This is a genomic window from Psychrobacter sp. A3 (assembly GCF_028823565.1).
Taxonomy (GTDB): Bacteria; Pseudomonadota; Gammaproteobacteria; order Pseudomonadales; family Moraxellaceae; genus Psychrobacter; species Psychrobacter celer.
Window position 1 is genome coordinate 1 of sequence record NZ_JAPEHS010000040.1, and the last position, 22,906, is coordinate 22,906.

A 22,906-nucleotide genomic window follows, 5' to 3' on the forward strand; every position below is an offset into this window, starting at 1 on the left:
TTAGCATCAGCCCGCAGGGACAGGACTCTTTTTTGCCGCTTCATCGTTAAAAATAAGCGCTTAGAATGACTAAACTTATTATTTTTAACATCGAATCGCCTAAAAAATAGTCGCTGTCAGTGCCATGGTCGAATGTTCAACACGCCCTAATCAGTTCGAAATAAAATCGATACGTTCATATGAACGTATCGGTTTTAAAGTAAATTAACTATACATGGACGAAACATATTTTGATACGCGTTAAGACCCCAGTCTCTTTGGAAGCTGGGGTTTTGTTTTTAGTTTGGTTAGCAAAATAGGGGCAAAAACCCCCTAGCACGGCATCATATTTTATTTATATACAAGGGCATCATAGCAGCGTTAGATTTGATGATTCATCAATGTCTTGATATGGTGGCGCTCTTTTAATTTTGGAAAGATCTATGGATCATGTGAAAGTTGGCCGAGTCGGCCCTTTTCCGCGAGTAAGCAAACCTGTTTTTTTGACCTCAGTCATTTTAATTACACTGTTTATTATTTTTGGCGCACTGTTTAATCAGCAAGCAGAAATGGTGTTTAACCAAGCAAAAGCTTTTGTGTCTTTGCGTTTTGGTTGGTTTTTTATTGTCGTGATTAATACCACCTTGTTGATGAGTGTCTATATGATACTCAGTCGATATGGTGATATTCGTTTGGGGCATCAAAATGAGGAGCCTGAATACAAACTGCTCTCGTGGATAGGTATGCTGTTTTCAGCAGGTATCGGTATCGGGCTGCTGTACTGGGGCACCGCTGAGCCGCTATATCATTATATGGCGCCGCCACTGGGCGAAGGGGAGACAGTCGCTTCAGCTAAGCTTGCGATGAATATCTCGTTTTTACACTACGGTATTCATGTTTGGGCGCTTTATGGCATGGTGGCTCTGGCTTTGGCTTACTTTCACTATCGCCGCGGCTTGCCGCTGGCTATCCGCTCGACTCTATATCCTATATTGGGCAAAAGAATCTATGGCGGCTGGGGTCACACAGTCGATACCTTAGCGGTATTTGGTACGATGTTTGGGGTAGTGACGACCTTAGGGCTTGGGGTGCTGCAGATTAACTCTGGTCTTGAGAGCTTGTTTGGTATTCCGAATAACACCAGTGTCCAGATTGTTTTGATTGCCATCATCACTGTTTTGGCAGGGATGTCGCTTTTTTTAGGCTTGGATAAAGGCATCAAGCGTCTAAGCGATATCAATATCTTTTTGACCATTATCTTACTGAGCTTTGTGATTATCTTAGGGCCCACGCAGTTTATTTTTAATAGCTTTGTAGAAAACATCGGTAACTATGTACATCAAGTGATTCCATTGGGGTTTTGGACAGAGTCCTATGAAGGACAAGAAAACTGGCAGGCTTCTTGGACGATTTTTTATTGGGCATGGTGGATAAGCTGGTCGCCATTTGTGGGTGTGTTTGTCGCGCGTATCTCTCGTGGCCGTACCATTCGTGAGTTCACCTTAGGGGTGTTATTGATTCCAGTGGCTATATTATTGTTGTGGTTTACTGCTTTTGGGGGTTCTGCTGTTCATATGGAGCTACTAGCGGCGGCCAGTCCTGACTTGCTCAGCCCAGGTCTTGTGGAGGCGGTCAGGGCCGATACTGGTAGTGCGATATTTAAGTTGATGGAGTCTTATCCACTGACATCGATGTTTAATTTACTGATTGTCATGATGATTGTATTGTGGTTTGTTACTTCCTCTGATTCGGCCAGTTTTGTGATAGATATGCTGACCTCAGGCGGTGATACTGATCCCCCAAAAGTTCAGCGTTTGTTTTGGGCAGGTACAGAAGGGGTGATCGCTGCGGTACTGCTCGCGGCAGGAGGGTTGATCGCGTTACAAGCCGTGTCTATCGTGTCAGGCTTACCTTTTGCTGTGGTGATTTTGGTCATGATGTATTCGCTATTACGTGGATTAAGCCGAGACCATCTGATTCTCTATCGTCAACAGCAGTGGTTTCTTACCGAAGAGTCAGCCGAGCACAACTCAGCAAATGAGCTGCCTGATGAGGATTTTTTAAAAGGTCCGATTGAGCTAAAGCGAGAAGACTGATCTTCGTGCGCGACTATTTGCCTTTTAAGTATATCTTATCGCTTTACAAAATACCCAGCTTAGCACAAGCTGGGTATTTTTATGGCTGCCGTTATTAACAGCCAACAGTGAATTGCCAGTAGTGAAGTGAGTGGCACGGTGCCTATCGGTATTTTGACAACATCGTCATAACGTCATCATAAAACCGTCGTTTATAAACACTCGCCTTTGACATAGCCTATCGCCTCAGGGGTGCTACAGGCAGAGCAGGCGTTGCCAGCGGTACGGTAGCTTATCAAGTTGCCAGTTTTACTCTTCACACAAACAGGATCGTACTGCGCGGTGCACATGGTTTGTTCAGGGTCAAAGGGTGGGCACTGCGAAAACACACCATCAGGTAGTTGGTGAGAGCGGGTAGGCTGGGCTGGCGTGCTCTCAGGCATTGTTATATCAGGCAAAGAGCTACAGCTTGCTAAGGCCAGTAGTAATGGCAGGCCGAGCATATGTTTGATAAATGGCCGCTTTGTTATAAAAGTCCAAGCGTTGCTCATGAAGAGGGGCATCATTATATCTCCTTATATAAATGCAATAACGTCCGATTGTCTTACGTGGTAGCGTTGTCTACCGTTTATAGTAGCGTATTTACCATCAACCATCCAGCCGATATACCTGCAAAAATATCTAGGCAATAAAAAACCCAAACTGATGATTCAGTTTGGGTCTGGTACTTATGATTATGATAAAACCAAGTGATGATTATTCCGCTGGTTGGTCATCTTTATTTAGCTGTACATATTTATCGAAGTTTTGGGCATAGTCAGTGAGGTTGTCGCTGAGCATTTGACGATACTGCTTGACATAAAACTCGACGATATCGTCTTTTTCTTTGGCAAAATCCTCACCCTTCACAAAGCCAATAGACGCAACTGACGCGCTATAGCGGGCGGCGGCATATAGTAAAGAAGCACCGACTTGGCCGGAATGCGCATTGGGGCCTAGCTGGCTGTTGGCAACCCCGATGATGGCATCAGCACGCTGATAAAACGCCTGCATTTCAGGGGTAATCTCAAGGCTTGCATCAACAGTGTTGTCTTGAGCGTTGTCTGGATTGGTATCTTGAGACATAAGCGACTCCTAATAAGTATCGGTGGTTTTAAATGGATAATATCAATATATCAATGCGACTCAGTCGGGCGATTACAAGCCTGCGTCTGCTTTTAATATCTCAGCTTTATCGGTTTTTTCCCACGTAAAGGCAGTTTCTGAGCCTGGACGGCCAAAGTGACCAAAGGTGGCGGTTTGCTGATACATCGGCTGCAACAAGTTGAGCATACGAGTAATGCCATAAGGACGTAAGTCAAAGTGTGTGCGAATCAGACGAATGATCTCTTCGTTGCTGATCTTACTGGTGCCAAAAGTGTTGACGGAGATAGAGGTAGGTTCGGCGACACCGATGGCATAGCTGACTTGTACTTCACAGCGATCGGCCAACCCTGCGGCCACGATGTTTTTGGCGACATAACGTACCGCGTAGGCCGCGCTGCGGTCGACTTTCGATGGATCTTTGCCACTAAAGGCACCACCGCCATGACGTGCCATACCACCGTAAGTATCCACGATGATTTTACGCCCTGTCAGCCCTGCATCACCGACAGGCCCACCAATCACAAACTTACCTGTGGGGTTGATATGATAGCGTGTGCCCGCGTGTAGTAGGTCGGCTGGTAGCACTTGCTTGATGATAGATTCCATAACGGCTTCTTGCAGATCTGTTTGCGAGATGCTTGGGTCGTGCTGCGTGGACAATACCACCGCATCGATCGCCACCGGAAGATTGCCGTCGTATTTTAGCGTGACTTGTGCTTTGGCATCTGGACGCAACCAAGGCAGCTCGCCTGCGCGGCGTAGCTCGGATTGACGCTCCATCAGGCGATGAGCAAACTCAATCGGTGCTGGCATTAAGACGTCAGTCTCGTTACTGGCATAACCAAACATCAATCCTTGGTCGCCGGCACCTTGCTCTTCAGGGCTGCTGCGATCGACACCCTGCGCGATCTCAGGCGACTGTTTACCTAGCATATTGATGACAGCGCAGGTCTCGCCATCAAACCCTAGATCTGAATGATGATAACCAATACCATTGACCGTATCACGAACGATGCGCTCCAAATCGATGTTTGCGGTGGTGGTGACCTCGCCGGCCAATATCACCGCCCCTGTCTTGACCAAGGCCTCACAGGCCACACGGGCGTCTAGATCTTGCTGTAAAATGGCATCAAGAATGGCATCTGAGATTTGATCAGCCATTTTATCTGGGTGGCCTTCGCTCACAGATTCTGAGGTAAATAAGTTGTATTCGCGCATAATTAGATCGCTTAATTGAATCGATAAAGGTAGGAAAAGCGGCACGGTTTAGCGTGGCTTTCATTCATATTGGCCGCGTGATTGCTCAGTTGGCGGATAATGGGTGTTGCTAAATAATTGACAATCAGTATCGGTCGTAATATTTATTAAAATCAGTTTGCCGCCGCATAGCGTTAACCATCGAGCAGTCATTATGGATAGCATAAATGGCGCTAAACCACCTAAAAACACAGGCGTATAAACGTGCCACGCTTATCATCTCAACGCTTGTGCAGTCACGCCTGTATCCTCTACTACCGACGGTCACCGTCATTGTCATCTGTTAGTTCAAAAATAAGGGTATTCTACCTTGAAACGTCGCAAAACTCTAGTGAGCGACGTTTGCTGTCACATAAGAAATGTTCAATAAAAGGTTTGGGGCAATCAAACGACAAAGTCAAGGCTATCGGTATGACCCTCTGTTTCATGCCAAGGGGTTATAGCTCTACAAATTTGGCTTTGTCTTTAAACATGCACTCATCATAAACCGGGCAAGCACCGCATTTTGGTGTGCGTGCTTGGCAAGTATAGCGCCCGTGCAAGATCAGATAATGATGAGCATCGACGATAAAATCTTCTGGAATACGCTCAATGAGCTTTTTTTCGACGATTAAGACGGTTTTGCCCGTGGCCAGCCCTGTGCGGTTACCCACTCGAAAGATATGAGTATCGACCGCCATCGTCGGCTGACCAAAGGCAGTGTTGAGCACCACATTGGCGGTTTTACGGCCGACCCCTGCCAGAGACTCTAAGTCTTTGCGGTTATCAGGGACAGTGCTATCAAACTTTTCAATCAGGTCTTGGCAGGTCTTAATGACGTTTTTGGCTTTTGAGTTATACAAGCCGATGTTTTTGATATAAGACTTTAGCCCTTCTTCGCCAAGCGCGAGTATGGCCTCAGGCGTATTGGCCACAGGATATAGTTGCTGGGTGGCGATATTGACACTCACATCCGTTGCTTGTGCGGACAAAATCACGGCAATGAGTAGCTCAAAATTACTGTCGTAATTGAGCTCGGTGACGGGCTCCTTAATCGTCTCGGCCAGCTTTTCAAAAAAAGGCCGCACATCGCGGTTTGGCATGCGTCTGGAGGGCGGGGTCTCAGCCGTTTTGTGTTTGACCGTTTTACTCATGGTGTTTGACTTTATTTGATATGTTGTTGGGCGTGAATTATCGAATCACTCATTAGCATAATTGTGCCAGCTCGGCTTGTAGTGTCTCAAGCTCGGCTTGTTTTTTGTCATTGGCGCGCACTGCAAGCTGCTTTTCTAATTTTTTGATTTTGGTGCGTAATTTGGCCGCAGCTATGGTGTTTTTTGCTTGAGCTTCGCTGATATCAACAGCTTGGCTGGTGGCGTTATTGAGTTTGGCTTCGACCATACTGACTACCGGCTTGGTGTTGCTGCTATCGCTTAGCTGCTCCGCGACGCGGCCTAAGTGCGTATGATAACGCTGGCGCAAATCTTCTTGCTCAGCTTGCCGCTCAGCGTCACTAAGTGTACGCTCGATAGTGACCAGATCGATACAGTCAACAGGGCAGGGTGCTAGGCAAAGCTCACAGCCCGTGCACAAGTCGGTAAAGATGGTATGCATGTGTTTACCAGTACCGACGATGGCATCGACGGGGCAGGCAGGGATACATTTGGTGCAGCCTATACAGTCCTCTTCGCGGATGACAGCCCGCACTTCAGTTGGGCGCTCGGAGCTGGCATCTATCGGCCACTGTGAAGGAGCAGCGGCGGGGGTTTGGCCTTGCTGATAACGCTCTGTATCGACAATTTTTGCGATCGCATCCGTCACGGGCTGGCCGCCAGGCACGCATTTATTGTATGGCTCGCCATCTACAACGATGGCGGCCGCGTATGGCAAGCAGCCGTCGGGATGCTCGCACAGGCCGCACTGCGTCTGTGGCAGGCAGGCATCCACCGCTGCAATCTGTGACGAGACATCAGCAGGCAGCGTGTCAATCTGTAGGTCATCAAACAATATGGGCAGATTGATCAGACGGATAGGGGCGTTACTTTGCATGTTATTAAAAACCTTAACACCAGTACAAAAAGGGTGTTGGTATATAGCTGATCTCTCATAACGCTGCTGGCTGGTTTACGAGCGTTTCGTTTGCCTGTCTTCATGAGCGTGATGAATGGCTATTTATGGGTGATAAACGACCATCGCTGCGTTCAGGCGGTCATTTTAAATGGATGATAACAAAATCACAATATTGGCGCATCCTCATCAGCGCATCATCTTTGCCAAAAAGTCTTGCTGAGATGGGTGGGCAAGGTTATAGCGCACTGGTCATGGTCAAATCATGGTCAAAGACGCTGGTAGTCATGCGTCATTAGCAAATTGATACATTGGGCTAAATGATGGACTCAATCACCTATGATGGCTAAGCCATGCCTTGCTCACGGAGGATCTGCTCAATCAGCTCATAAGCAATACTGCCTTTCGCAGGTATCTTGGGCAGGTTTGAGAGATCAAAGAAGTCTGCATGTGACAGCTCATCTTCTTGAATCATTAGCTCGCCACCTGCATACGTAGCACGAAATCCGAGCATCAAGTTTGACGGATATGGCCACGGCTGACTACTGACATAACGGATATCTGTCAGATGAATATTGACTTCTTCATACACCTCGCGCACCACGGCGTGCTCGAGGCTTTCTCCCACTTCAACAAACCCTGCGATCAGGCCATACTGCAGCGGCTGTTTTTGTTGACCGTAGCGATGATGATGCGCCAGTAAAATTTGCATTGCACCTGTTTGCGGATTAGGGCGGGTAATGGCAGTGATGATGCACGGCTGGACACGCGGGTATTGGCGCAGCTTGCAAGTCGGGCAGACCATCGCTCGCTCACCCAGTCGCGCATGAACGACTGGCGAGGCGCAGCGGCTACAAAACTGCGTGTCAGCTTGCCAGCGCAGCAGCTGTATGGCTTGGCTGAGTTGGTCGCTCAAGGCCATGGGAAGCTGGGTGAGCAGCTGGCGATACGGGATAAAGGCATTACCACTACTTTCAGCGATGAGAGGTAAGGCGATATGGTGCGCCGTGGCATACTCATAGGTCATGGCACAGGTTGCGCGCGCAGTAAACGCATGAGTTGGCTTATCAAGCGTAGTATTGTTGGCGTTGGCGTTATGACGGTTGTCATCAGCCTGCCAATGACTGGGCGCTAGGCTCTCAAGCAGTGTGACACATCCGAGCTGATAGGCGGGCACTGCGGCATCATCGGTGGCTGCAGCACCAGACGCCAGATAGTCAACGTGCCAGGGCCACCACCCCTCAGGCGTTTGACGGCACAATACCGTATCATCACTAAAAATAAAAGCGCAGGTCATATCAGGGTTCCAAATGATAGCGAAAGCAAATAAAAACAAGTCTGTACCTGATGAGATACAGACTTATAAGACAGAAATAACGGTCTATTTTACCTAACCATAAAGCGGAAAAGCACAGCATATGGGCAGTAGGTAATGAGTAGCAGCCAGCTTGTCTTGACTAGGTTAGGCTGCTAGCAGCTGACTTAGGCTTTGCTGTCCGACATCAAGCGCTTGTTTACTCACAGGACGGTTATGTTCAAACCCATCTAAATGATGATCGACTGCCATGATGACATCTGCAATACATGCCAGCGTACCGTCTTCGATGCGTCTGCCACTCTCGATACGCTGCTCGATATAGTTGGCCAATTGACTGAGCATGCTAGCAGGGGTCGGCAGCTGTAAGAAGCGCACAGCACCGGCCACTTGGCGCATCATCTCAGGGATGTTTTGGATATTTAGCATATCGCGCTCAGGCTCGGCCAGATAATCATTGATAGCTTGCTCTGCATTGGCGATGGCCGTACGGCTTTCTTGTATCAAGGTATCATTGGCTGTATTTAGCTGATGCAAAGAGATGTGAGGGTTGTTTAGCGGTAAGTAAATCGCCCCTGGTGTGTGCATTTCAGCCATGGCGATGGTGGCATTTTCAGCATGCATGAGCGCCAGCAATAGACGATCGAAGTCCTCAGGCGAGGGCGCTTGCCAACGGCCGACCTCCTCGGCTGCGGCGCGCAAACTGTCGGCAGCATTTGACAATCCAAGCAGACGAAGTGCTGAGCCCAAGGTCGCTAAGTCTTCTATGATTTTGGCTGTTTGCATCTCAGCGCTATTGACAGAGTCGCCGCGCGCGTAGCTATCGACCTCTTCTTTGATGGTATTGATCTGCGTCTGAATCATAGTGTTTAGCGTATCAGTAAGGGCGCGGTTGGGACCAAATAAAAACCGTCTCATTTGCTCAAGTTGCGGCTCTTCTAGCCGGTTTTGCGCATATTGCTCGCGTAGATGCTGTGCCGCTTTGTTATCGCGCTGACAAGCAAAGCCGACCAAATCAGCAAAACGTGTATCCATCACAGGCAGATAGCTTTGGAATTGCTGCTCTAGATAAATCAGTGTGTGCTTTTGGCTTAACGTGAGCGGTAGAATGGCCGCGATGTCGGCAGTAGCCGCAGCGGCCGCTTGCCAAAACAAACTGCTGGTCTTGGAGGCAATCAACGCGCAGGCCGCGCCCATGGCATTGAGCTTTTGCTGCGCATCTGCGCTGACAGTGCCATCTTGGTTTAATAAGGCAACGCCAAGACCGCTACGATAAGCATCTGTCAATAGCTCGTTGTTTAAGCCAAGCTCATGCAGTGGTTGGAAATTTTTTTCTGGACTGGCAATGATGACGCTACTGCTACCAAAGGCTGAAAAGTAGTCAGCGGTGATAGGAGCGTGCTGGCCATGCGCGTTTAGCTTATTGATCACAGGTAACAATAGCGTCGGCTCTACCGACTCTGTCAATAAGACAAACTCGACATAGCGATCTAGTGTCATGATGGCCTCTGACAAGTCCATGATCAAATTGACATCGTTATTGTCGCCGTTGTCGTACAGGCGCTGTAAACCATTGACGATGGCGATGTTTAGCGCCTCAGCACCAACCAAAGAGATGAGTTTGAAAATACGAGACAGCTGCTTTAGGACGATGATGGAGTCTAGCAATAAAGGCGCTTGAGTATTGTCATCATTAAACTCGCTAAGATGGGTCTCGGTATCTTTAAGCGTCACGACAATCTCATCATGCAACAAATGCAGTGAAGGTAAGTTAAAGTCAGTAACACTAAGCGTTGGGGCGGTTAACTTCATTTGCGCAGACTGGTCCATAAGTGTGTTTCCATAACGTACTGATAAGAGTAACGATTGTTCAAATACGAAGTAACAAAGCGTTTGAATGAGAAAGCGTTTATTAGTAATGTTTTAACGCTTAATATAATAATCAAGACTATATTATACAAATGTCGGATTAGAAAGTGGTTTTAGTGACCGCTACATATTGTTTTTGAGGGCAGGGAAGTCTTCTGCCAGTGACGCATACCAGTGTTGGCTTGCGCTCTCATCCATAGGCGACTGTAGTAATAGATCTGCCAGCTCCGAAAAATGGGCATGACCGGTCTGTCCGCCGTCGGTTTGTGTGTCTTCTTCGATGGCGAGAGCGACCTGTCCACCGGTCATTGCCAGATAGACCTCGGCCAAGATCTCCGAATCTAGTAATGCCCCGTGAAAAGTACGATCTTGCTTACCGACGTCTAAGCGGCGCACCAACGCATCTAGCGTGTTTTTTTGTCCTGGGTATTGCTGCTTGGCCATCGCCAAAGAGTCAGTGACCTGTATGCGCTCGGCGAAGTCGTGCAAGCCAACTTTGGCAAACTCCATGCTCAAGAAGTTGATATCAAAGGTGGCGTTATGCGCGATGACCTCAGCGCCATCCATAAAATCATACAGTGCTTGTGCGACTTGGTCAAAGGTCGGCTTGTCTGCCAAAAACGCCTCAGAGATACCGTGAATACGAATCACTTCTTCGTCCATCCCCCGCTGTGGATCGATATAGACGTGGAGCTTTTCGCCCGTAAACTTACGGCCGACCAGCTCGACGATACCCACTTCGATGATGCGGTCGCCCTTTAGAGGGTCAAGACCCGTGGTCTCAGTATCCATGATAAGCTGACGATCAGAGTCATGGCGATGGATGGGCTTTGGCAATAGTGGCCTAAAGTGAGGGTTAGCACGACTGGTGTCGCCATCAAACTTGGGCATCTCCTCTGCGCTAGCCGTTTGTGTGTCAGCTTGGCTGACTGAGGAGGTATCAGTATTTGGCATGTGCGTGTTTGGGTTGGCGTCAGTCATGGTTGCTTGCTCTGTTGGTCGCTGAGTATGGCTAGAGATGATTGGATGGTCAGCAAGGCTACGGGTATCTTGGCTTTGCGAGCTGTCCGCTGGCGTCTCATCTGTATCGTCATCGATCATATCAAACCCTAAGGGGTCAAAGGTTAGCCAATCGTCATGGCGGCGCTGGCTTGCCTCAACCGTTAAGGGGTCTTTTTTTTTAGGCAATTCAGTTGTCGCTTGTACCTCGCTGCTGGAGGTCACCCCCAAATTGGCCAGCTCGTCGGCTTTTTCGTTGCCAGCATGTCCAGCATGTCCTTTGACCCAGTGCCAATCGACATCGCGCTGTTGACAGAGCGCATCTAGCTGCTGCCAGAGATCTTGGTTGGCGACTGGTTTTTTGCTCGCCGTCTTCCAGCCTCTTTTTTTCCAGCCAGCGATCCAATCAGTGATGCCGTTTTTGACATAGCTTGAGTCTGTCCAAATCTCAAGGGTATGCGCTGGCGGGCTGTGCGTTAAGGCTTGTATCGCGCCCATCAGCTCCATGCGATTGTTGGTGGTTTGTGCTTCGCCGCCATATAGGTCTTGGGTGCGGCCATCACTAAATACCAAGTGCGCGCCCCAACCGCCAGCACCAGGATTGCCCTTACACGCGCCATCGGTATAGGCAACCGTCGTGTTTGCTTTGGCCACGAGCGGATCTGCCGCGTGGTCGGTGTGGGTATGAAGCATCGAATGCGGACTGTCTGACATAAAAGCTGAGCAACCTGATAGATGATAACGGCAAGAATAAAAAAAGCGAACGTAGCGCGCATTTTGGTCGTTTTAGTACAAAACTGCGCTGCGTATTTTGACTCTGAGTATAACAAATATCAGCTTACTATGGGTAATTATGGGCGGCGCTGGGGCACAAAATCTTTGCTGAAAATGAGGACACGCCCTAGATGGTCAGGTTATCTTTTTGGTTTTCTGTTAAAATAAGCCGCGTTACCGCCGGATAACGGTATAAGACGTATTGTCGCCCTTTATTTAATCCGTGCCTCTCACGCATAAATGCAGGATAACGCCCTCATGTTATTACGCTCAGCTAGTTTTTGTAAAAAACTCACCCCGCTGCTGGTTGCCACCGTCGTAAGCAGCGCTATGTTTTTGACCGCGTGTAATGACAACGACACGCTAGATGAGACAGCGTCGGTAGTGCCAGCAGATTTGTCGGTGTTTGAGGGGTGTTATACCGTCAGTCATGATGAGCCTGCCCAAATAAAAATCAGTCAACAAGCGGGCGCGTGGGTCATGCAAATGAAAGAGCCAGCAAGCAGTGGCCGCGTTTGGGACACGCCTGAGCCATTAGAAGCCATCGAAAACAGTGAAGTTCCGCAGTTTTTTTCGATCGATCCTGATAATGTCGATGCGGTCATCGGTCGCCCTGATAGAGTACTGGTCTTGGCACATGCCAAACCCGCTTATGCCAACATCGATCCGCTGCTAGATAGTGAGTATCTGTCCTATATTTATCGCGGTGCCAATACCATCTATCAGGTGGCATGTGATGAGGTCAATACCGATATTTTGGCCAATCCGCATGCCAATATTATCATCGATAATGTCAACGAGAGCCGATAAGCCGATCTTTGAAGAGTCTCTAACGAGGTCTTTTGGGTAGATAAAAGCGCGCGACGACGGTTAGTAGAGGCGCTTACAAACTTCTCAATAATGTGCTCGTCATGTCGCTGTATCATTATGTGTTTTTATTATGAATAGTCAGTTGAGTCAGGTCGTATGAATTTTTTTAGTTATGTGGTGTTGGGCGGGTTTTCTTATGCCGCTGGTTGGGCGGTCAGAACCTATATACTTGATAAAAAGCCCAAATCTGAGCAGCCTTATAACCTCAAGCACCCAACCATTTTAGCCTATCTTGGCAGTTTTTTTATCGTGATGTTGGTGGTTTCTTGGCTGATTGGTCGCTACTTGCTCGGTCATATCGCCATTGATTTGCCTTTTATCATCGTCAATAGCTTGGTGGCGACCTTTGTGTATTCATTTGGCCTAAATCCAGAAAACGCCAATTATGGGGTGCCTGATTGATAGGAACGGTGTCAAATTCAAATAGCTGACTAATATCTCAATATTATCTTCGCTATTTTTCAAATGAAGATACGTCTTAATAAAATAGGGTCAATGACGCTTACATTGACCCTATTTTATTAAATGCTAGCTATCAGCCATGATGACTGGTAGTTGTGATTTACTTATCTTTGCTGGATTGTTCTTTGTCTGACTTTTTGGTGTCTGGTTTTTTGAAGGTTGATTTTGAGTCCTTGTCTTTGTCTGCAGATCTGTCTTCGGTAGCCGTTTGTTCATCCTTCCATTTTTTGTATTTCGTTAAATCCTTGTCTATCATTTTAAGACAAAACTTGAGTACCAAGGCGTCATCGATATGACCGATAAAGGGGATAAAGTCAGGAATGATATCGATGGGGTTGAGGACATAAAGCAAGCCAACCACCGCCGCTGAGATGGTCTTATAAGGAATGTTGCGATAATTGCCCTGATAGTAGTCTTTTACTAGGCTCATCAGCAGCAATAAGTCTTTGGCATAGCCTTCAAGGCCTTGGTCTTTTTTGAGTTGGTCGTTTAGTTTGTCTTCTTTGCCTACGATAAGCTTTATACTATCCATCAGGCTTTTATTGTCTTTTTCTTTATCGGCCATATTAAGAGTCCTTATATGAATATGAGGGTAGATGTTTTTGGCTAATGGTATTTTGATCTATTATTGTCGTACCCTTTACTATAGCAAGAGTCGTGACGTCATCCAAATAAGACGATGAGTGGTTCTGTATCATTTTGTTGACTGTGTGCGCAGCTGAAGATGCCACGTCAAGTGGCCTAAAACCCTGACGCTAGCCAAAACCTGATGGCTGTAACCTAATAATTATAATCTAATGACAGCTTTGAGCTGCGTTATAAGAAAATAGCGGTTTAATAAACTATTACGAAATAAAGTATTGCTGAATACAGTCGTCATCGATGACAATAAAGGTAGCATTATGACCAAGATATCCTTCGCCCTCAATCGTCGCCAGTTCCTGCGTCAAGCTAGCCTCTATGCAGGGGCGGGGCTGCTCGTCACGCGCGCCGTGGCGCACTCATCTATACAGGAGAACCCGCCAGAGAGCCACCTGCCGCTGACCAAAGATGATCTGCCAACGGCTGTAGAGGAGCATGCGGCTGAAAAGACAATGGCTGAGAGCTTGCCGGCAAAGCGTCTTTGCATCACACCAAGTATTGAGACGCGGCTGTTTGCCAGCTCCAACGTCGGAGGTAGCCAGCAGCGTAATACGCGGGCTTTAGAGCGCTTGGCCTGCGCGGGTTTTCAGGTAGATAATCCGGCGATTACCGAGCGGCAGTATTTGCGTTTTGCGGGTACGGACTCGCAGCGCGCCAGTGACTTACAAAACATCGCGACTGGTGCAATCAAAGCGCCTAAATTGCTACTTGGGGTACGCGGTGGCTACGGTGCTATGCGCCTATTGCCGATGGTGGATTGGTCGACGCTTGGGCGTATTATGAAGGAGCGCGGCACGATACTGGCAGGGTTTAGCGATGTGACCGCCATCCAGTGTGCGCTGTTGGCAAAAGGCGGTATGAGCTCGCTTGCGGCACCGATGCTCTATAGCGAGTTTGGCAAAACCAAGCCTGATGAGGTTAGCTGCCGACAGTTTGTAGAAGCATTAAGCAATCCTAATTTGACGATTAATATAGCAGATGCGTCGTTAACCAGTGTAAATTTACCCAGCATTTTAGCAACTGCTGAGCCAAAAACGCTAACCGGCACTATGTGGGGTGGCAATCTAAGTGTGGTGTCGGCGCTGGCGGGTAGTGCGTACTTACCGCGTATTGACGGCGGTATCGTATTTTTAGAAGACGTCGGCGAGCAAGCTTACCGTATCGAGCGTATGCTCTATGATTTGTATTTGGCAGGAGTGTTTAAGAATCAGCAGGCGATTGTGTTTGGCGCGTTATCGGGTAGTGGTGAGGACAGTTATGACAAGCGCTATGATGTCGCCACCGTGATTCGTCAATTGCATCAGCTGACAGGATTACCGATTTATAGTGGCATGCGCTTTGGTCATATTGGGCAAAAGCACAGCTTTCCACTTGGCGCGATGTGTCAGATTAGTCCAAATGCATTTGGTGGCTATCAATTGACGTTTAGTGATTACCCAACGATTAAAGCTGATGCCATTTATGTCGGAGGGTTATGGCAAAATGTTTAGTGGTTAAAAATATAATAAATAAAAGTCTAAATCGCCAGTCGTGAAAATTTATCCTGATATTCTTTTGGGGTCAGCTCGGTAGCGCGTTTAAACAGCCGCGTAAATGACGAGATATCATCATAGCCGACTTGCTCCGCTAGCGATTTTATCGTCACATCGCCCAATTCCAGTAAGCGCTTTGCCTGCTCAATACGCACTGCTTGAATATATTCAATCGGACGCATGGCGACGGCGGCTTGAAAACGTCTGTTTAAGGTGCGCGGGGTGATATTGACCATGGCGGCCAAATGGCTCACCTGTATCGCTTGCCTAAAATTTTCCTCGATAAATTCTTGTACTTGCTGAACCAGCTGGTCAGCGTGCGGCTTATGCAAAGTCACATTGGTATAGCTGTTTTGATTACCGCGTTTACTATCAATAATCTGGGTTTTTGCCACTTGGGTCGAAATCTCGCGCCCGCAATAACGCTCGATTAATAACAACCCTAAGTCATAAAAAGCGCTACCACCTGCTGCACAAAATATATTGCCTGATTGATGTGCTGAATCACTTTCTGACTCATTTTTTGATCTGCTTTTTGAGTGAGTAACAAACTGATTTTCTTGCAAGTCAACCAGTGGAAAATCTGCCTTAAACTTACCGGCATAGCCCCAATGGGTTGTCGCGACTTTGCCATCGAGCAAGCCTGCTTTTGCTAAAAAGAACGCGCCGCTACAGTTACTAGCGATATCGGCTTTGGTATGTGCCAGTCGCTTGATATGTTCAATCAGCTCAGCGTTCTGACTCAGCACTTTATCGATGGAATCGCCAATCGTTGGAATTAATAGTAAATCGCACTCTGTCACTTCCTGAATATCGCCATGCGCGCGCATGATTAAGCGATTGCTACATCTGATATCTGCGCCGCCAAGGCTGGCAATCTGCACATTAAATCTCGGTTCGACTTCCTCATCCAAAAAGCGCTGCCAACTCACTCCGGTAAATGAAAATAAATCTAATGCGCCTGTCAAAGCACTGCCAAGCACACCATCAAAACCGACAATGATGACGTTAAAGGGTTTGAAGTAGGGCATGGCTACGTAATTTCCTTTCAAAATACTTATTAAAAATGACGTTTTTTGACGGGGTTTTTCTAATTTAACACATGAGTTTTGTCGTATTCGACCATAATTATGTCATAAATGACAATACAGCAAGGCGTTAAATTAGCTTAATATCAAGTCATCAACAAATTTAATGAGCCAGCGAGAACACTATGGCAGCAGATACGCTTATCAACGACTTTGAATTACCGTTTCAGTTATATGATGTATTGGGCACTGAAGACTTAACCAAGCATCCGAAGTTTGCAGAACACAGCCGCGAAACCTTTGACGCGGTATTGGGTACCGCCAATAAAATCGCCACTGATTTGTTTTTACCGCATAATCATGTGGCTGACAAGAACGAGCCACAGTTTGATGGAAAAACAGTCAGCATGATAGACGATGTCAAAGTCGCCTTTGATGCCTTTCGTGAGTCGGGCTTTATCGCCGGACGTTATAGCTTTGACGATGGTGGCATGCAACTGCCCGAAACCGTCATGACCGCAGTAGCAGGCTATTTTATGGTAGCCAATCCATCGACCACGGCTTATCCATTTTTGACCACGGCGGCGATTAATGTCATTTCTCATTTCGCCAGTGATGAGATTAAAAATGCCTTTATGCCGCGTATGCTAACGGGCGAGTTTACCGGCACTATGGCACTGACAGAGCCGCATGCTGGCTCGTCACTTGCTGATATCAAAACCACTGCCGTGAAGCAAAACGACGGCAGCTATCGTATCAAAGGCAGCAAGATTTATATCTCAGCGGGCGATCACGAACTGTCTGACAACATCGTACATCTGGTTTTAGCAAAAGTGCCGGGCGGTCCTGGTGGCGTCAAAGGTATCTCGCTATTTGCCGTACCAAAATACCGTCTAAATGACGATTTGTCAGTCGGCGAGCGTAATGACGTGCATTTGACTGGACTGATTCATAAGCTTGGCTATCGCGGCGCGACCTCGACGGCATTGAGCTTTGGCGATGCCGGCGAGTGTCACGGCTATCTGATTGGGGATGAGCATTTTGGCCTGCGTTATATGTTTAAGATGATGAACGAAGCGCGTATTGCAGTTGGTTTTGGCGCGGCGATGATTGGTTATCGCGGTTATCAGTACTCACTCGATTATGCCAAAGACAGAGTGCAGGGTAGAATTGCACCGAATGATAAACCTGAAGATGCAGCAACGGCAATTATTAATCACGGTGACGTCAAACGTATGCTGCTTGCGCAAAAAGCCTATAGTGAGGGCGGTATTTCACTCTGTCTATATGGCTCCAATCTCATTGACCGTATCAATACCTGTGAAGACGCCACCAAGCAAGCTGAGCTATCAGAATTACTAGATTTACTCACACCAGTGCTCAAAGCATGGCCGTCAGAGTATGGTCCCAAAGCCAATGATCTAGGCATTCAAGTATTGGGCGGTGCAGGTTATACGCGTGAATATCAAGCCGAGCAGTTTTGGCGAGATAATCGTCTCAATCCCATTCATGAAGGCACAAATGGTGTGCAGGCGTTAGATTTGTCATTTCGTAAATTATGGCAAAAAGGTGGTCTGGGTATTCAAATTTTAAAACGTGAAATCACTCAAGACTTAGAAAGTATTCGTACACCAGAAACCGCCAAACTTGCCGGTAAGCTCATGCCTTATATGGGTCATTTACATGAAGTGCTCGTGCATTTAAGCAAAATCCTACAAACAGAAAAAGCCATTACCTTAACTGGTAATGCACAAGCATTGATGAATGTATTTGCGACTATTGTGGTGAGCTGGATTTGGATTCGCCAAGCGAGCAAAGCTGAGCAACTACTAAGTACGACGCAAGATGTTGAGCAGCAGAATTTCTATCATGGCAAGATACAAGCGGCCAAATACTTTATCGATTGGGAATTGCCCTTAATCAACCGCGATATCGAGCTGTTAAATAACGACAATGCAGTATGCACGGATATGCAAGCCGAGTGGTTTTAATCAATAAGAGGTGAGTAGTATCATTTTGTAGGAACTTGTACCAGATAAACTAATACAATTTTAAAGGAATAAAATATGACGTTAAATACAAATGGAATTGCATCAGACGTAGCCAGTAACGTTTTTGGTAAACGTATTTTAATCACCGGCGGTGCGTCTGGCATCGGTGCAGCTAGCGCGCTACTGCTGGCAAGTCGCGGTGCCAAAGTGGTGATTGGTGATTTGGCAGAAGAGATGGGCGCAGGCGTTGCTCAGCAAGGGCAAGACGCGGGCAATAGTATCGTGTTTAAAAAGGTCGATGTTACCAGTGGTGATGAAGTACGCGCGTTATTTGCCTTTGCAATGGAAACATTGGGCGGCCTTGATGTGGTGATAAATAATGCTGGTATTGACCATCAGCCAGCACCCATGCATGAGTTGAGTGACGAGGACTTTGACCGTAATATCGCTGTTAATCTAAAAGGCGTCTGGCATTGTATGCGCGCTGCTGTTGCTTGTATGGCGACCAATGGCGGTGGCCATGTGATTAATGTGGCATCTATCGCAGGTTTGCGTTCTGCGCCGCTATTATCCGCCTATAGCGCTGCCAAGCATGGGGTGATGGGATTGACCAAGTCTGCCGCTCACGAGTATGCGCGCGTCAATATTCGTTTTAATGCTGTTTGCCCAAGCTTTATCGATACGCCGATGGTGCGTAATACCATGGCAAACATGGACGAGCGCGCCCAGCAAGCAACCATCAAAGCCAGCCCAATGCGCCGATTGGGTGACGTTGGTGAAGTAGCGGGTGCGATTGCTTGGCTGGCGAGTGATGAAAGTAGCTTTATGAATGGTCATGCCTTTACCCTTGATGGTGGTATGTTGGCTTAATAGTCAAATAACTGCTAAACCATGACGGCGTTAGCCTCGCTCGATGTGCTATTTGTACTATCTATGCTCGGCTGCCTTGTCATGAGTTTGCAGTTTTTTGATCATAACTTATTAAGTATTTCTGATAAAAAACTGAATAGCTAATTCAAAATATAAGGAGTAATGATGAAAGATTTATTTGACTTAACCGGCAAGGTTGCGCTGGTGACGGGTGCAAGCCGCGGTATTGGAGAGTCTATCGCTCGTCTATTGGCATCTAGAGGCGCGCATGTGATTGTCTCTAGCCGTAAGATTGATGCGTGCCAAGCGGTCGCTGATAGCATCATCGCTGACGGTCATAATGCCAGCGCTTTTGCTTGTCATGTTGGTGATATGGCGCAGATTGAGGCAATTTTTGAGCATATCAAGAGTGAATTTGGCCGTATTGATATCTTAGTGAATAATGCCGCGGCAAACCCTTATTATGGTCATATTTTAGATACCGATCTGGGCGCGTTTGATAAGACGGTAGAAGTTAACATTCGTGGTTATTTCTTTATGTCGACGGCGGCGGGTAAGATGATGCGCGAGCAGGGCGGCGGGGTGATTTTAAACACCGCTTCGGTCAATGGCTTGGTCGCCGGTGATAAGCAAGGTATCTACTCAATCACCAAGGCGGCGGTGATTAGCATGACTAAAGCCTTTGCCAAAGAATGCGGCCCATTAAACATTCGCGTCAATGCGCTGCTGCCAGGTCTGACCGATACCAAGTTTGCCTCGGCACTAACTACCAATGATAAAGTCTTAAAAATGGCGCTACATGCCATTCCACTAGGACGCGTGGCCGATCCGGACGAGATGGCGGGCACGGTGTTGTACTTAGTGTCTGACGCGTCGAGCTATACCACGGGTGCGACCGTGGTCGTCGATGGCGGTATGCTTGCCTAATTATTTGCTGAGTCACTGATAGCCAGTTGAAAATAATTAGTCATTTGCTTAGCTTTGTCTTAAATAGTAATGAGTGATTGGTCATAACAGCACAGCTTGTACGCAAAGTAAAAAACCGCCCAGAGGTGAGTCTCTAGGCGGTTTTTATTTTTTATACGGTTTATAAATGGCTTAGCACTTCGCTCAGCTCGATCAGTCTTTTAGCACTTCTGCCATGGCATTGGCGACATAGTCGACGTTGTTGACGTTTAGGCCTGCTATACACATACGTGAGTTTGAGACGATATAAACCCCAAACTCTGTTTGTAAGCGCTCGATTTGCTTGGGGGTCAATCCTGTGAAGCTAAACATGCCGTTTTGCTTGGTGATGTAGTCAAAATTGCGCTCTGGCACGTTGGCTTCTAGTACGGATTTTAGCTTAAGGCGCATGGCTTTGATGCGGTCACGCATGCCGTAAACCTCGCCGACCCACTGCTGGTGCAACGCTTCGTCGTTCATGACGATATCGACCACGCGGCCACCGTGTGATGGCGGGCTGGTGTAGATACGGCGTACGGCGTAATTGAGCTGACCAAAGACGCGCTCGGCCTCTTCTGCTGTAGGGCATACCACAGATAAGCCGCCCACGCGCTCACCATAGAGCGACAAGTTTTTGGAAAATGAGTTGCTCACAAACACAGGTAAACCCAGCGCCACAGCTTTGCGAATAGCATAAGCATCGTGGTCCATATCTTGCCCAAAGCCTTGATAAGCGATGTCCATAAATGCAATTAGCTCATGCTGTTTCATGATGTCCAATAGCTCATCCCACTGGGCATGGGTCAAGTCCATACCAGTTGGGTTGTGGCAGCAAGGATGTAGTAGCACCACATCGTGCTTATTTAACTTTGCAATGAACGCTAGCATCTCATCAAACTTAATGCTGCTGGTAGCAGTATCGTAGTAAGGATAGGTGCCCACCTCGACATCCGAGCCTTCAAAGATGGCAATATGGTTGCTCCACGTCGGATCGCTCACATAGCACTTGGAGGCAGGAAACCATTCATGGATAAATTCAGCGCCGACCTTTAGCGCGCCAGAGCCGCCCAATGTGGCAATGGTAGCGACGCGTTTTTCTTGTAGCACCGCGGCGTCCTGACCAAACAGTAGATTTTGACAGGCGAGGCGATGCCCTGGCAATCCTGCCATCGGCAGATAAGGTCTGGGCGAGATGGGGTCAGCGATTCGTTGCTCGGCGGTTTTTACACACTCAAGTACTGGCAATTTGCTGTCTTCATCATAATAGATGCCGATGCCCAAATTGACTTTGTTTGGGTTGCTATCAGCAACAAATTTATCTACTAGACCCAAGATAGGGTCACCCGCATAATAGTCGACGCGTTCAAACATTTTGATTCTCTACAAATAAGATAAAATAAGGTCTCAAAAGCATAAACTACATTGTCGCTGAACTCAATGTTAGAATGAAGGAATAATGACAAAATACGTATCAATATACATTAATGAGGGTTGGAATGACATCACGTACAGACGATACTGCACATACCGAAAACACCCACTATGCCAAAACATGGCTATTTGTACCGGCAACGCGCATGGACAGAGTGGCCAAAGCCTTTGCCAGTGGCGCAGATGCTGTCATTATCGACTTAGAAGATACCGTGGCTCTAGAGGATAAAGCGTCAGCGCGCAAGGCGTTACAAGAATATTATGCTCATGCCGACTATCGGCCCGTGTGGGTGCGTATCAGTCAAGCAGGCAGTGATGAGTTTGCCAAAGACATAAAAGCCTGTGAGCAGATGCCCAATCTCGCTGGCGTTATACTGCCCAAGGCGGCACATGCCACAGATATTGAATACGTCCATCATTTAACTCGCCTATCTGTCATTGCACTGATAGAAAATGCGCGTGGTCTGTATCAAGTCGATACGATGGCAAAAGCGTCAGGGCTGCGTGCTTTTAGCTATGGATTTTTGGATTTGTGTAATGATTTGAACGTACAGGTAGGAACGCCGGCGGCAGATATTATCGCCAATCAGATTCGCTATCAGCTTATCCTTAGCTCTAAAATCCATCAGTTAGCGCCGCCCATCGATACCGTATATCCTGATTTTCAGGATGCCAAAGGATTGGCCGCGCGCGTGCAGTTATGGTCGCAGATGGGGATGGCAGGGATGCTCTGTATCCATCCCAAACAAGTGGCCGTGGTACAACACACGCTGATGCCGACCGCTGCCGAGATTGAGTTTGCTCGGCGAGTGGTGACAGAGTACGAGCGCCATGGACAGGCGGTATTTAAGGTCGCGGGCGAGATGGTCGATGCGCCGGTGATTGAGCGCTGTCAGCAGTTATTAAAAAATAGCCGTTAAATAAAATGCTGATATCACATGGGCCTTGCGTTTAAGTGATGTTAAAAGTTATGTTCAACGCCATGTCAAAAATCTGTCAAAAACATGTCATAAAAAATGCCTAAACATAGTATCAATATATCGCTCAATGGCCTCTGTATCAGGGTTGACCTGTGCATAGGTACGCAAGCCGATGAGCTGGATTTGGAAATAGCGTGCCAGTTCGGCAGGGTCCTGATCGCAGCTGATCTCGCCATGGTCGATCGCTCGCTCAAAGGTGTTGATAAAAGAGGCCTCTACCTGCTTTAAGATACTAGTCGCGTGGGTGAGCAATTCTGGACTATCGTTTTGTGTCAGCTCGCCGATGGTTTTGACCACCATGCAGATACCGCTGGGCGCGCCGCCTTTGCTGCAGATGGTGACGCTTCGAATAAAACGCTGTAGGCCTGCGAGCACGGTTTTTTCTTGGGCAATACAGTTGGCAAGATTGGCCGCGCCTTGCTCAGCATAGCGGTTTAAGGCTTCTGTAAACAAGCTGTCTTTGTTGCCAAACGCGGCATAGATGCTGCCAGGGCGCATATCGACGACATCTTGTAGGTTTCGCATCGAGGTGGCGTGATAGCCTTTTTCCCAGTAGAGGTTTTTGGCTTTTTCGATCACCTCATCACGATTGAACTTGGCTTGTGCACTCATGCGGCTCCCCTTAAAAATCTCTGTCTGATTAGGGCGTGTTGAACATTCGCAAATAGGCACTGCTGATCGCTAAAATTGTTCCA

General features: G+C 47.6%; 20 protein-coding genes. 8 read left to right on the forward strand and 12 right to left on the reverse strand.

Features of this window, described 5'->3' with window-relative positions; all coding sequences use genetic code 11:
• Window positions 1-422: 422 nt before the first annotated feature.
• Entirely contained in the window at window positions 423-2,075 is a 1,653-nt protein-coding gene (locus NK638_RS07320) for a BCCT family transporter (RefSeq protein WP_274632489.1), read from the forward strand.
• Between the two features lie 191 nt (window positions 2,076-2,266).
• Here the strand turns inward: NK638_RS07320 and NK638_RS07325 are convergent, their stop codons facing one another.
• The 8 genes from NK638_RS07325 to dnaQ form a co-directional block, all read right to left on the reverse strand.
• A complete protein-coding gene (locus tag NK638_RS07325; RefSeq protein WP_274632490.1) occupies window positions 2,267-2,620 on the reverse strand; it encodes a hypothetical protein in 354 nt (117 codons plus the stop codon).
• Window positions 2,621-2,810: 190 nt separating this feature from the next.
• The gene (locus tag NK638_RS07330; protein WP_075101243.1) at window positions 2,811-3,107 is read right to left on the reverse strand and encodes a DUF3144 domain-containing protein; all 297 of its coding nucleotides are present in this window, start codon (window positions 3,105-3,107) and stop codon (window positions 2,811-2,813) included.
• A gap of 144 nt (window positions 3,108-3,251) precedes the next feature.
• Complete coding sequence (gene metK, locus NK638_RS07335) at window positions 3,252-4,418, reverse strand: methionine adenosyltransferase (protein ID WP_274632491.1); 1,167 nt, start codon at window positions 4,416-4,418, stop codon at window positions 3,252-3,254.
• Between the two features lie 476 nt (window positions 4,419-4,894).
• A complete protein-coding gene (gene nth / locus NK638_RS07340; protein ID WP_192993885.1) occupies window positions 4,895-5,590 on the reverse strand; it encodes an endonuclease III in 696 nt (231 codons plus the stop codon).
• 52 nt (window positions 5,591-5,642) lie between these two features.
• Window positions 5,643-6,485 (reverse strand): RnfABCDGE type electron transport complex subunit B, encoded by an 843-nt coding sequence (locus NK638_RS07345; RefSeq protein WP_192993887.1) that lies wholly within the window; start codon window positions 6,483-6,485, stop codon window positions 5,643-5,645.
• A 364-nt stretch (window positions 6,486-6,849) separates the two neighbouring features.
• Window positions 6,850-7,800: an NAD(+) diphosphatase gene (gene nudC, locus NK638_RS07350; RefSeq protein ID WP_274632492.1), complete on the reverse strand. Its 951-nt coding sequence runs from the start codon at window positions 7,798-7,800 to the stop codon at window positions 6,850-6,852.
• 165 nt (window positions 7,801-7,965) lie between these two features.
• A complete protein-coding gene (locus NK638_RS07355) occupies window positions 7,966-9,648 on the reverse strand; it encodes a hypothetical protein (protein WP_274632493.1) in 1,683 nt (560 codons plus the stop codon).
• A gap of 162 nt (window positions 9,649-9,810) precedes the next feature.
• Entirely contained in the window at window positions 9,811-11,400 is a 1,590-nt protein-coding gene (dnaQ, locus tag NK638_RS07360) for a DNA polymerase III subunit epsilon (protein ID WP_274632494.1), read from the reverse strand.
• Between the two features lie 318 nt (window positions 11,401-11,718).
• On the opposite strand from dnaQ, the gene NK638_RS07365 reads away from it, so the two are divergent.
• Together NK638_RS07365 and NK638_RS07370 are read left to right on the forward strand one after the other, a co-directional pair.
• Window positions 11,719-12,270: a hypothetical protein gene (locus NK638_RS07365; protein ID WP_199774474.1), complete on the forward strand. Its 552-nt coding sequence runs from the start codon at window positions 11,719-11,721 to the stop codon at window positions 12,268-12,270.
• 156 nt (window positions 12,271-12,426) lie between these two features.
• Entirely contained in the window at window positions 12,427-12,732 is a 306-nt protein-coding gene (locus NK638_RS07370) for a hypothetical protein (RefSeq protein ID WP_075101153.1), read from the forward strand.
• 160 nt (window positions 12,733-12,892) lie between these two features.
• On the opposite strand, the gene NK638_RS07375 is transcribed toward NK638_RS07370, so the two are convergent.
• The gene (locus NK638_RS07375; RefSeq protein ID WP_274632495.1) at window positions 12,893-13,357 is read right to left on the reverse strand and encodes a YkvA family protein; all 465 of its coding nucleotides are present in this window, start codon (window positions 13,355-13,357) and stop codon (window positions 12,893-12,895) included.
• A gap of 337 nt (window positions 13,358-13,694) precedes the next feature.
• Between NK638_RS07375 and NK638_RS07380 the strand changes: the two genes are divergently transcribed.
• The gene (locus NK638_RS07380; protein WP_274632496.1) at window positions 13,695-14,924 is read left to right on the forward strand and encodes an LD-carboxypeptidase; all 1,230 of its coding nucleotides are present in this window, start codon (window positions 13,695-13,697) and stop codon (window positions 14,922-14,924) included.
• Between the two features lie 26 nt (window positions 14,925-14,950).
• Here the strand turns inward: NK638_RS07380 and NK638_RS07385 are convergent, their stop codons facing one another.
• Window positions 14,951-15,997 carry a GlxA family transcriptional regulator gene (locus NK638_RS07385; protein ID WP_274632497.1) on the reverse strand — a complete coding sequence of 349 codons (1,047 nt, stop codon included), beginning with the start codon at window positions 15,995-15,997 and terminating at the stop codon, window positions 14,951-14,953.
• 182 nt (window positions 15,998-16,179) lie between these two features.
• Between NK638_RS07385 and NK638_RS07390 the strand changes: the two genes are divergently transcribed.
• The 3 genes from NK638_RS07390 to NK638_RS07400 all read left to right on the forward strand — a co-directional run bounded on the left by NK638_RS07390 (window position 16,180) and on the right by NK638_RS07400 (window position 19,782).
• A complete protein-coding gene (locus tag NK638_RS07390; protein WP_274632498.1) occupies window positions 16,180-17,985 on the forward strand; it encodes an acyl-CoA dehydrogenase in 1,806 nt (601 codons plus the stop codon).
• Between the two features lie 75 nt (window positions 17,986-18,060).
• Window positions 18,061-18,855, forward strand: coding sequence for an SDR family NAD(P)-dependent oxidoreductase (locus NK638_RS07395; RefSeq protein ID WP_274632499.1), 795 nt, complete (start codon window positions 18,061-18,063; stop codon window positions 18,853-18,855).
• A 162-nt stretch (window positions 18,856-19,017) separates the two neighbouring features.
• Complete coding sequence (locus NK638_RS07400; protein ID WP_274632500.1) at window positions 19,018-19,782, forward strand: SDR family oxidoreductase; 765 nt, start codon at window positions 19,018-19,020, stop codon at window positions 19,780-19,782.
• A gap of 192 nt (window positions 19,783-19,974) precedes the next feature.
• On the opposite strand, the gene NK638_RS07405 is transcribed toward NK638_RS07400, so the two are convergent.
• Window positions 19,975-21,171 carry an amino acid aminotransferase gene (locus NK638_RS07405; protein ID WP_274632501.1) on the reverse strand — a complete coding sequence of 399 codons (1,197 nt, stop codon included), beginning with the start codon at window positions 21,169-21,171 and terminating at the stop codon, window positions 19,975-19,977.
• 125 nt (window positions 21,172-21,296) lie between these two features.
• On the opposite strand from NK638_RS07405, the gene NK638_RS07410 reads away from it, so the two are divergent.
• On the forward strand, window positions 21,297-22,151 hold the full coding sequence (locus tag NK638_RS07410; RefSeq protein WP_274632502.1) for an HpcH/HpaI aldolase/citrate lyase family protein: 855 nt from the start codon (window positions 21,297-21,299) through the stop codon (window positions 22,149-22,151).
• A gap of 87 nt (window positions 22,152-22,238) precedes the next feature.
• On the opposite strand, the gene NK638_RS07415 is transcribed toward NK638_RS07410, so the two are convergent.
• Window positions 22,239-22,823 (reverse strand): TetR/AcrR family transcriptional regulator, encoded by a 585-nt coding sequence (locus NK638_RS07415; protein WP_274632503.1) that lies wholly within the window; start codon window positions 22,821-22,823, stop codon window positions 22,239-22,241.
• Window positions 22,824-22,906: the final 83 nt, after the last annotated feature.

What these genes read in the sequence shown, in the direction of transcription:
- NK638_RS07390 (WP_274632498.1), top strand. Translation starts at nt 16,180, where the DNA reads ATGGCAGCAGATACGCTTATCAACGACTTTGAATTACCGTTTCAGTTA.
- NK638_RS07370 (WP_075101153.1), top strand. Translation starts at nt 12,427, where the DNA reads ATGAATTTTTTTAGTTATGTGGTGTTGGGCGGGTTTTCTTATGCCGCT.
- NK638_RS07320 (WP_274632489.1), top strand. Translation starts at nt 423, where the DNA reads ATGGATCATGTGAAAGTTGGCCGAGTCGGCCCTTTTCCGCGAGTAAGC.
- NK638_RS07330 (WP_075101243.1), bottom strand. Translation starts at nt 3,107, where the DNA reads ATGCAGGCGTTTTATCAGCGTGCTGATGCCATCATCGGGGTTGCCAAC.
- NK638_RS07380 (WP_274632496.1), top strand. Translation starts at nt 13,695, where the DNA reads ATGACCAAGATATCCTTCGCCCTCAATCGTCGCCAGTTCCTGCGTCAA.
- dnaQ (WP_274632494.1), bottom strand. Translation starts at nt 11,400, where the DNA reads ATGTCAGACAGTCCGCATTCGATGCTTCATACCCACACCGACCACGCG.
- NK638_RS07415 (WP_274632503.1), bottom strand. Translation starts at nt 22,823, where the DNA reads ATGAGTGCACAAGCCAAGTTCAATCGTGATGAGGTGATCGAAAAAGCC.
- NK638_RS07400 (WP_274632500.1), top strand. Translation starts at nt 19,018, where the DNA reads ATGATGAAAGATTTATTTGACTTAACCGGCAAGGTTGCGCTGGTGACG.
- NK638_RS07355 (WP_274632493.1), bottom strand. Translation starts at nt 9,648, where the DNA reads ATGGACCAGTCTGCGCAAATGAAGTTAACCGCCCCAACGCTTAGTGTT.
- metK (WP_274632491.1), bottom strand. Translation starts at nt 4,418, where the DNA reads ATGCGCGAATACAACTTATTTACCTCAGAATCTGTGAGCGAAGGCCAC.
- nudC (WP_274632492.1), bottom strand. Translation starts at nt 7,800, where the DNA reads ATGACCTGCGCTTTTATTTTTAGTGATGATACGGTATTGTGCCGTCAA.
- NK638_RS07365 (WP_199774474.1), top strand. Translation starts at nt 11,719, where the DNA reads ATGTTATTACGCTCAGCTAGTTTTTGTAAAAAACTCACCCCGCTGCTG.
- NK638_RS07375 (WP_274632495.1), bottom strand. Translation starts at nt 13,357, where the DNA reads ATGGCCGATAAAGAAAAAGACAATAAAAGCCTGATGGATAGTATAAAG.
- NK638_RS07345 (WP_192993887.1), bottom strand. Translation starts at nt 6,485, where the DNA reads ATGCAAAGTAACGCCCCTATCCGTCTGATCAATCTGCCCATATTGTTT.
- NK638_RS07325 (WP_274632490.1), bottom strand. Translation starts at nt 2,620, where the DNA reads ATGATGCCCCTCTTCATGAGCAACGCTTGGACTTTTATAACAAAGCGG.
- nth (WP_192993885.1), bottom strand. Translation starts at nt 5,590, where the DNA reads ATGAGTAAAACGGTCAAACACAAAACGGCTGAGACCCCGCCCTCCAGA.
- NK638_RS07385 (WP_274632497.1), bottom strand. Translation starts at nt 15,997, where the DNA reads ATGCCCTACTTCAAACCCTTTAACGTCATCATTGTCGGTTTTGATGGT.
- NK638_RS07410 (WP_274632502.1), top strand. Translation starts at nt 21,297, where the DNA reads ATGACATCACGTACAGACGATACTGCACATACCGAAAACACCCACTAT.
- NK638_RS07405 (WP_274632501.1), bottom strand. Translation starts at nt 21,171, where the DNA reads ATGTTTGAACGCGTCGACTATTATGCGGGTGACCCTATCTTGGGTCTA.
- NK638_RS07395 (WP_274632499.1), top strand. Translation starts at nt 18,061, where the DNA reads ATGACGTTAAATACAAATGGAATTGCATCAGACGTAGCCAGTAACGTT.